This window comes from Saccharopolyspora sp. NPDC050389, from assembly GCF_040655595.1.
In the GTDB taxonomy this organism is placed as follows: Bacteria; Actinomycetota; Actinomycetes; order Mycobacteriales; family Pseudonocardiaceae; genus Saccharopolyspora.
Window position 1 is genome coordinate 91,004 of the sequence record NZ_JBFAKG010000032.1, and the last position, 9,500, is coordinate 100,503.

7 protein-coding genes and 1 pseudogene are annotated in these 9,500 nt (G+C 68.1%); 7 read left to right on the forward strand and 1 reads right to left on the reverse strand.

The annotated features are described in order from the left end of the window. Positions 1–83: 83 nt before the first annotated feature. The 6 genes and pseudogenes from AB0I53_RS22165 to speB all read left to right on the forward strand — a co-directional run. Positions 84–185: pseudogene (locus AB0I53_RS22165) on the forward strand (ABC transporter permease); the annotation flags it as partial. Between the two features lie 772 nt (positions 186–957). Next, complete coding sequence (locus AB0I53_RS22170; RefSeq protein ID WP_358605941.1) at positions 958–2,586, forward strand: GMC family oxidoreductase; 1,629 nt, start codon at positions 958–960, stop codon at positions 2,584–2,586. 9 nt (positions 2,587–2,595) lie between these two features. Next, a complete protein-coding gene (locus AB0I53_RS22175; RefSeq protein ID WP_358605944.1) occupies positions 2,596–2,988 on the forward strand; it encodes a gluconate 2-dehydrogenase subunit 3 family protein in 393 nt (130 codons plus the stop codon). Positions 2,989–3,011: 23 nt separating this feature from the next. Then, positions 3,012–4,517 carry an aminobutyraldehyde dehydrogenase gene (locus AB0I53_RS22180; RefSeq protein WP_358605946.1) on the forward strand — a complete coding sequence of 502 codons (1,506 nt, stop codon included), beginning with the start codon at positions 3,012–3,014 and terminating at the stop codon, positions 4,515–4,517. A gap of 18 nt (positions 4,518–4,535) precedes the next feature. Continuing rightward, positions 4,536–5,963 carry a cytosine permease gene (locus AB0I53_RS22185; RefSeq protein WP_358605949.1) on the forward strand — a complete coding sequence of 476 codons (1,428 nt, stop codon included), beginning with the start codon at positions 4,536–4,538 and terminating at the stop codon, positions 5,961–5,963. An 86-nt stretch (positions 5,964–6,049) separates the two neighbouring features. Beyond that, positions 6,050–7,012: an agmatinase gene (gene speB / locus AB0I53_RS22190; protein WP_358605952.1), complete on the forward strand. Its 963-nt coding sequence runs from the start codon at positions 6,050–6,052 to the stop codon at positions 7,010–7,012. 125 nt (positions 7,013–7,137) lie between these two features. Here the strand turns inward: speB and AB0I53_RS22195 are convergent, their stop codons facing one another. Continuing rightward, positions 7,138–8,763, reverse strand: coding sequence for a PucR family transcriptional regulator ligand-binding domain-containing protein (locus AB0I53_RS22195; RefSeq protein ID WP_358605955.1), 1,626 nt, complete (start codon positions 8,761–8,763; stop codon positions 7,138–7,140). A 291-nt stretch (positions 8,764–9,054) separates the two neighbouring features. Here AB0I53_RS22195 and AB0I53_RS22200 point away from each other — a divergent pair. Further along, positions 9,055–9,500: electron transfer flavoprotein subunit beta/FixA family protein (locus tag AB0I53_RS22200; protein ID WP_358605966.1), on the forward strand; the 446-nt coding region annotated here is incomplete at its 3' end.

Consider the following 9,500-nt stretch of genomic DNA (forward strand, 5'->3'; position numbering starts at 1 on the left):
AAACCCGCGTGCACTCTGATGAAAGCTGGTGACTCGGTCCACATTGGATGCGGACATTCGTCGGTGAAGCTTGGTGCAGGGCCGGAATCGCCAACACCATGGTGATCTCCGTGCTTGAACGGCGACAGGAGATCGGGCTGCGCCGGGCACTGGGATCTGGCCGTCGCCAGATCCGGCTGCAGTTCCAACAAACGGAAGAGGTTCGAACTCCGCAGCCACCTCGGTGGCCATCGGCGTGGTCTACCTGCTCGCCCGGCTCGTCGAACCGCACCTGCCGCCGCTGCTGACATGCATCCTGCTCGGCTCCGACACCCCACCCACTTTACGGGCCGCCGGCCGTCGATAAGCCCGAACCTGGGCAGCATCGTGAACTGCTGTAACAGGGGTGTGTGGGTCTGGTGAGACGTCGGGGGTTACCCGCCCCACTACGCAAAGGGGGCTTGCGTGTACCAGGAAGACCAGAATTGCCCCGGAGCAGAGAGGCGAAGCACCCGTGTCCGGTGCTCGCTCCCGCTGCCGGGCGCACACAGTGGAAGCGCTACGGCGCTTGATCGACCACCTGCGGGCGACGGTCATCAGCTGGGCGCGCCGCGGGCCCGGGTCCACACTGAACATGTGGTGCCACGCCCCGAGCACGGCGACCGCGAAGTCGGTGCGGGTTTCGTCGATTACGGTGCGCCACGCGGGAAGCGTCGCGGCGGCCCAGTGCTCGGCGGCCTCCGGCGTGTCCGGCTTCGATCAGCCGAAGCACCAGGAACGCCGCGTCGGACCGCAGCGATTTCGACGAGTCCCGGATCCGGGATCTGCGGGCAGGCATGGGCCCAACGGGCGGTCTCTTCCAGTTGTGCATCTGCTCAAGTGGTGCCGACTCAGATGTGGCGGTTGGACAGTAGCTTGGCCGAGCTCTGCTCAAGCATTCTGTGCCACACCGAACCGAGCTGATCGGGAGATCGACTGGTGAACGCACAGCAGGACCATCGCGACGCAGACGTCCTCATCGTGGGCGCCGGTGCCTCCGGCGGAGTGGCGGCCCTCGAATTGGCCACGCGCGGGTTCCGCGTGGTCTGCCTCGAGCAGGGCGACTGGGCACTCCCGGATGACTTTCCCGGGGGGAAGCCCCAATGGGAACTGGCCCGCCTGAAGCAGTGGAACCCCAGCCCGAACATGCGCGGAGCGGCAAGCGACTACCCGATCGACGTCACCGAGAGTCCGATCGAGCCGCTCATGTTCAACGGCGTCGGAGGCAGCACCATCATGTTCTCCGGTCACTGGGTGCGGGCGCTGCCCTCCGACTTCCGAGTCCGGACCCTCGACGGGGTGGCGGACGACTGGCCGTTCACCTACGAGGACCTGCGCCCGTTCTACGACGAGGTCACCCACCACATCGGTGCGTCCGGGCTTGAAGGCGACCCGGCGTACCCGGATGCGCACACGTTCCCGCTGCCGCCGCTGCCGATCGGCAAGTACGGCCTCGCCGCGGCGAAGGGGATGGACAAGCTCGGCTGGCACTGGTGGCCCGCGCCCAACGCCATCGCCTCGCGGAAGTTCAAGAACCGGCCCGCCTGCCTGAGGTACGGCGCGTGCGAGTCCGGGTGCCCGACCGGAGCGAAGGCGAGCACCGACTTCACCCACTGGCGCGAGGCGATCGCCGCCGGAGCGGTCCTGGTGACCGGGGCCAGGGTGCGGCAACTCACGGTCGACAACCGTGGTCTGGTGACCGGCGCCGAGTACCTCGATCGCGACGGCGCCCTGCACCATCAGGCGGCAGGCGTGACCGTGGTCGCCGCCAACGGGATCGGCACCCCGCGACTGCTGCTCAACTCGACGTCCGCGCAGTTCCCCGACGGCCTGGCGAACTCCTCGGGGCTGGTGGGCAAGCGGTTGATGGTGCACCCATATGCCTCGGTGTACGGAACCTACGAGGAGGAGCTTGAGACCTGGCTGGGCCCTACCGGGCAGACATTGCAGTCGACGCAGTTCTACGAGACCGACACCGACCGGGGCTTCGTCCGAGGGGCGAAGTGGAACCTGATGCCGACCGGCGGCCCGCTCACCCACACGTTGTGGGAGCCCGGCCAGGACTGGCGCGAGGCGTTCGGACCGGCCTTCCACCGCCGGCTGCGGAGCACCTTCGGGCGCTACACCGAGTGGGGCATCACCACCGAGGACCTGCCTGAGGAGCACAACGAGGTCGTTCTCGACCCGGCGGCCACCGACTCCGACGGCGTCCCGGCGCCGAAGATCCGCTACACCATCGGCGAGAACACCGAGCGCATGCTCAAGTTCCACGTCGACCGGGCCATCGAGGCACACCTGGCCGCAGGGGCCACCACGGTTCACCCCATCCCGGTCGTCCGCGACAGCGGCTGGCACCTCCTCGGCACCGCCCGCATGGGCACCGACCCCGCCACCTCCGTCGTGGACGAGTACGGCCGCGCCCACGACGTGCCCAACCTCTTCATCATCGACGGCAGCGTGTTCGTCACCTCGACGGGCGTCAACCCGACCGCCACCATCATGGCCGTCGCGCTGCGGGCGATGCGCCACCTCGCCGACAACCGGCACGACCAGACCACTTCCCGCTGAGGACCTGTGATGCTCGATTCCGAACAGCGACGCACCTTCGCCGCACTCGCAGACATACTCATCCCGGCGTCCGAGCCGATGCCGTCGGCCACCGCAGCAGGGGTCCCGGAGGCGTTGATCGACCAGGTCCTGGGCTACCGGCCGGACCTTGCCGAAGCGTTCGCCGACGCGGTGGCCTCGTGTGCAGGCCAGGGGCCCGAGGCGGCACTCGACGAGCTCGCCGCGCGCAGTCCCGACCAATTCCAAGCCCTCACCCTGCTCACTGCCGGCGCCTACTTCCTGAGCCCCCAGGTGAAGACCGCCCTCGCCTACGACCCACCGCCGCGCGCGGCCCACGACGACACCGACACGTACGTCGACATGTTGGTGAACGTCGTCGAGCGCGGTTTGCCGACCGGTTGAGCCCGACGAACAAAGGATCCACGATGACCGAGACGCGACCCCAGATCGAGACGGCTCCCCTCACCGGCGACGACCCGGCGCCGGTCGGTGTCGAGCCCGAAGCGTTGCCGCACTTCGTCAACGGCGCTCGCTGGACGGGCACCGGAACCCAGGCCCATCCGGTGATCAACCCCGCGACGGGCCAGCCCATCGCCCGAGTCCTGTATGGCACGGCGGCCGACGTCGACCATGCCGTGGCCGCTGCCAGGACGGCGTTCGCCGACTGGCGCCAGAAGACGCCGAAGGACCGTGCCGATGTGCTGCTCGCGGCCGCGGCCGTGGTCGAGACGCACGCCGAGGAGCTCGCGCAGCTGGAGTCCGCCAACGCCGGCAAGCCGATGCCGCTGGCCCGCGAGGACGTCGCCTTCACGATCGACACCCTGCGGTTCATGGCCGGGGCGGTCCGTGCTCAGCAGAGCGCCAGCGCCGGTGAGTACGTCGCCGGCCATACCTCGATGATCGTGCGGGAGCCGGTCGGGGTCGTCGCCGCCATCACCCCCTGGAACTACCCGCTGCTCACCGCGGCCTGGAAGATCGGACCGATCCTGGCGGCCGGCAACACCTGTGTGCTGAAGCCGTCCGAGCAGACTCCGCTGACAGCTCTGCGACTGGCAGAGCTGCTGGCCGACGTTCTGCCCGCCGGCGTGCTCAACGTGGTCACCGGAGACGGGCCGGTCGTCGGCGAGGCGCTTGCGACCCACCCCGATGTCGCGCTCGTGTCAGTCACCGGCAGTGTCCGCAGCGGCCAGGCGGTGGCCAGCGCGGCCGCCGAGTCGCTCAAGCGCGTGCACCTGGAGCTCGGTGGCAAGGCACCCGCCCTGGTGTTCGCCGACGCCGACCTGGACGCGGTAGCCGACGGCGTCGCGTTCGCCGGCTTCGGCAACTCCGGACAGGACTGCGGTGCCGCCTGCCGGGTCCTCGTCGAGGAGTCGGTGTACGCCGACCTGGTCGCGCGGCTGGTGTCCCGGGCGGAGGCGCTGGCCGTCGGCGACCCGGCGGAGGGGGACCACATCGAGATGGGCCCGCTGGTCACGCAGGCGCATCGCGACCGGGTGGTCGGCTTCCTGGACCGGGCCTACGCCGAAGGCGTGCGAGCCGCGACCGGCGGCAAGGCGCCGGACGGTGACGGTTTCTTCGTCCCCCCGACCGTCCTGGTGAACATCCCCGACGGTGCGGAGTGCACCCGCGAGGAGATCTTCGGCCCGGTCGTGACGGTCGAGACGTTCACCCGCGAGGACGCCGCGGTCGCGGCGGCCAACGGCACGAGGTACGGGCTGTCGGCGTCGGTCTGGACCGAGAATGCGCGGCGGGCCGCCGACCTGCCCGGTCGGCTGGACTTCGGCACGGTCTGGGTCAACGACCATCTCGCGTTCGCCACCGAGATGCCGTGGGGCGGCTTCAAGTCCTCCGGCTACGGGCGTGACCTGTCGGCGTACGCGCTCGACGACTACTCGCGCACCAAGCACGTGATGGTCAACCGGACCCGTTAACAGGGGGGAAGGAGCGGTATGAGTGAGCAGTTGACCGGGCGGCAAGAGCCCGCTGCGGGCATCGAGTCGGCCACCATCCAGCCCATCCCGCTGGACCAGCGACACGGCACGAACCGGGACATGTTCACGATCTGGTTCGGCACCAACATCATGATCCTGTCCATCGTCACGGGTGCTCTGGCCACCACGGTCTTCGGCCAGCCGGCCTGGTCCGCGGCCCCGGCGATCGTCATCGGCAACCTGCTCGGTGCGGTCTTCATGGCACTGCACTCGGCGCAGGGCCCGCGTCTCGGCGTGCCTCAGATGGTGCAGACCAAGGGCCAGTTCGGCTCCTGGGGCTCCGTGCTGATCGTGCTGATCGTGGTGTGCATGTACCTCGGGTTCTTCATCTCGATCCTGGTGTTCGGAGGTGCGTCCCTCGCGTCCGTCATTCCACACCTAGGGCAGCGCGGCGGCATCGTCCTGATCGCCGTCGCCAGCCTCGCGGCCACCATCTGGGGATACGCGGTGATCCATGCCTACGCACGGATCATGACCTACGTCTCGGGCGCGGTCCTGCTGCTGGCGTTCGTCTGGGCGTTCGTGGTCCACCCGATCCCAGCCACCTTCTTCCACACCAGCGGCGCCAGCCTGGCCGGGTTCATGAGCGTTGTGTCGGCCTCGGCCGTCTGGCAGCTCGCCTACGCGCCGTACGTCTCGGACTACTCCCGCTACATGCCGGCGCGGACCGGAGCGAAGCCGGCATTCTGGATGAGCTACTGGGGCAGCAGCCTCGGTTCGATCCTGCCGATGTTCCTCGGCGCAGGCATTGGGTTGCTCCTGCCGGACCTGGACCCTGTCGTCGCCCTGACCGAGGCAACCGCGGGGGTCAGCGTGCTGGTCGTCGCCGTGTTCAGCATCGGCGTCGCGGCCACGAACGCGATGAACCTCTACTGCGGCACCCTGTGCACGATCACGATCGCGCAGACGTTCGCGCCGCGCTTCACCGCCCGCAGCCGCGAGCGGGCCTGGATCGCCACCGGGCTCGTCGTGGTCGCGCTCGGGGTGGCGCTCACCGCGGGCGACGACTTCGTGGCGACGTACAACAACTTCCTGACGTTGCTGCTCGGCTCCCTGGTCCCTTGGACGGCGGTCAACCTCGTGGACTTCTACCTGGTCCGGCACGGCGACTACGCGGTCGAGGACTTCTTCCGGCGCGACGGCGGCCGCTACGGGCTGGTGAACTGGCCGGCGGTGATCTGCTACCTGATCGGGGTCGCGGTCCAGCTGCCCTTCATGGTCATCGGTACGGCGTACACCGGCCCGATCGCCGGGCTTCTCGGCGACACCGACATCTCCTTCATCGCCGGCCTGCTCATCGTCTCGCCGCTGTACTACTTCACCGTCACGGCGCTGGCCCGGCGCAAGGCGGGCGCCGGCGGGACCGTCGCGGACGCGCAGCCGTAACCCGAGTAACCGAGCAACCCCAGAGACGGTTCGTCCGGCGTCTTTCGCCGATCCACCCACCTCCCATTGAACGGAGCCACCCAACGATGAGCGACCACCAGCCGATCGGTGCCCTCGATTCCACCGTGGTCCCGCGCTTCGCCGGGCTCGGGACCTTCGCGCGGATCCCGGCCATCGACGCCGTGCCCGACTACGACATCGCCGTTCTGGGCGTCCCCTTCGACGGGGGCACGTCCTACCGGCCTGGCGCCCGGTTCGGGCCGATGGGGGTCCGGCAGGCCTCGCGGCACCTGCGGCCGAGGTTCCACGTCGAGCTCGACGCCGCGCCGCTGGAGCAGGTCCAAGTCGTCGACGCCGGCGACGTCCCGTGCACGCCGTACTCCATCGACGAAGCGGTCCACCAGATCGAGGGGTTCGCCCGCGAGGTCGTCGGGAACCGGGATCGGCGCCTGGTGACCATCGGTGGTGACCACACCGTCGCGCTGCCGATGCTGCGCGCGGCGCGGGACAAGTACGGCCCGATCGCACTCATCCACTTCGACGCGCACCTGGACACCTGGGACACCTACTTCAAGGCCCCGATCACCCATGGGACGGTGTTCCGCCGCGCGTTCGAGGAGGGCCTGCTGGCCGAGGAGAAGTCGATCCACGTGGGCATCCGCGGGCCCATCTACGACCAGCTCGACCTCGTCGACGACGCATCGTTCGGATTCCGGGTCATCCGGGCCGGGGACCTGGACACGCTCGGAATCGACGGAGCCGTCGATGCGGTGCGGCGGCGGGTGGGAGACGCCCCGGTCTACCTCTCGATCGACATCGATGTGCTCGACCCGGCGTTCGCACCAGGCACGGGCACGCCGGAGATGGGCGGACTCTCCAGCCGTGAACTGCTGCACCTACTTCGCCGGCTCGACGGTCTCAACCTGATCGGAGCCGACGTGGTCGAGACGGCTCCGGCCTACGACCACGCCGAGATCACGTGCGTGGCGGCCGCGACGGTCGCCTTCGATCTCATCACGCTCATGAGCAAGACCGGCGTGCGCGCCTGACCCGTCGGCTGCCGCTCCCGCCTGACCGGGCTGGGCGCCGCATACGTCCACCACCAGCACTCGACGGCCGAGCAGCACGCCCAAGAAAGCACCAACTGGGAAGGATCACCGGCATCAGCGGGCCCTCACCAGGAGATGAGTTCGAGTGCGCGCAGTGCCAGCCACAGTTCGGCGATGTCGCTTGTTTCGCTCAGGTCGCGGTGGGTGAGTTCTTCGATCTTGCGAATGCGGTAGAGGACGGTTTGCCGGTGGACGTGCAGTGCCCTGCTGGTGCGCTGCCATGAGCGCTGGTTGGCCAAGTAGGCGTTGAGGGTTTCCAGCAGATTGGTTGCGTGGTCTTCCTCGTACTTGAGCATGGGGCGCAGAACGCGATCGACCAGGGAGTGGGCGTCGGCGATGTTGGACAGACCGATCCATGGTGCCGCGGTGTCGTAGCGAACGACGGCGGTACCGGTGCGGTCTGCGATTCCCAGGGACCAGTTCGACTCGCGGGCGGCTTCCGGCAGGCGAGTGACGGCGTTGACCGGGCGGCTGATACCGATGCGCGCCGCTTCCCCCAGGGTTTTCGTCAGAACGAGGTCGAGGTCGTCGTCGTTGTTGGCGAGGACGTGGGTTCGTCCGGAGCGGTGCAGGCAGATATGCGGGATGCCGTGGCGCCACAGCGCGGTGGGCAGTTCCTGCAGCCGTCCCTCGTCGCTGCTCTGCGCGGTGATGATGACGGTTCGAGCGGGTTCGAGGCGCAGGTCGAGGAGCTGGTGGTGTCCCAGCTGCGCATCGATGCGGCCGTCGAGGAGTTGGTTGAGCAGCTCGGCACCGAACCGGCGTTGTTGTTCCAGTGCCACCTGCGTTTGGGACAGTTCCAGCGCCGCGACCGTCGCTGCATGTTGCAGGAGGACCCCGTCGAGCGCTGCGCTCCGATCCCTGATGACCATCAGCGCGGCGTGCTCCTGAGTAGGCACCTCGACCAGCAGGACTTCGCGGCCGTCCGGGAGCGGAATGCCGAATGCGCCTCCCGTGAGGTAGCGCGTGGTGTCTCTATGGCGCACGGCCCTTGCTGCGTCGGGGTCGGGTGGGCCCACATCGGGGTACCACGGTTCGCCGGATTCCCGGTGGAGGAGGTGGACTTCGCAGCCGAGCTCGTGCTTGAGCGCGTCGAGGAAGTCGGTCTGGTCGGAGCCTCGCGATGTCGTGCGCCTGATGGCATCGTAGATCCGTTGCGTCTTGATGAGACGTTGCGACTGTTCCAGCAGGGTTGCTTCGGCTACCGCGCGGGAGATCGCCACGAACGGCAGCGGGTAGCGGATCCACAGCACCGGAAGCCGCAACCGGTCGCTGGCTTGTTCCAGCTGCCGGTGCAGCGGCGGGCAGTGCATGCGTTCGCCGATGGCGAGGGCACTTGCACCGACCTCGACCAGGCGCTCGACCAGCTTCTCCTGGTCCTCGGCGCTGCTGGGAAAGGACATTCCGTTGGTCATCAGCATTTCGCCGCCGGTGATCCACTCCCACGGCTCGGGCAGATCGGAGGTGTGGGTCCAGGACACCGTGTTGTTCAGGCCCGCAGAGCCCGAATGCAGCCGGAGGCGCAGGTGCGGGATTTCGAGGAGCTCGCCGACGGTGATACCCATGCCCCAGGTTAACAACTTCTTATCGTTCGTTTGAAGCGGTTTGTGCGATCGCTCAAGATCATGCGGCGATTTTGAGCGGATGGTGACTTCACGGCTGAGGTGATGCCGCGTACACCTGGTCTCCAACCGACTTGTCCGCACCGCTGCGGCCGATCCAAGCGTGGGAGGAGGTCCGGATGACGCCCCCGAACCATTCGATCGACGACGCCCCCATGGCGATGTTCCCCAAGAAGCTGACGCGGGCAGCCCTCGGAACGAATGCGCTTCCCCGCTGTGCTCCAGTGGAGATCGAGACGATCTTCGAAGTCTCCGATCAGGTCGGCAACCAGAGAAACGGAAGTGGCGCCGCTGTGGTGCAGGGGCCGGTGAGTGGCTTTTCCCGGCTTCGGTGGTCCTCGAAGAATGTGGGTAAACCGGATGAATGTTGTCGTTCTGGTGAAGCAGGTGCCGGATACGTATTCGGAGCGGAAGCTGTCAGCGGCGGATCACACCCTGGATCGTGAGTCTGCCGATGCGGTGTTGGATGAGATCAACGAGCGCGCGGTGGAAGAGGCGTTGTTGATCAAGGAGGCTCAGGGCGGCGAAGTGACCGTCGTCTGCATGGGCCCGGAGCGCGCGACGGATGCGATTCGCAAGGCGTTGTCGATGGGTGCGGACAAGGCGGTGCACCTCTCGGATGAGGCGTTGCACGGCACGGACGCGCCGTCGACCGCCCGCGCGTTGGCGAAGGTGATCGGCACCGTTGAGGGTGTGGATTTGGTGATCGCGGGTAACGAGGCCACGGACGGCCGCACGGGTGCGGTGCCGGCGATGGTGGCCGAGGTGCTGGGCTGGCCGCAGCTGACCTTCGCGCGCAAGGTCGA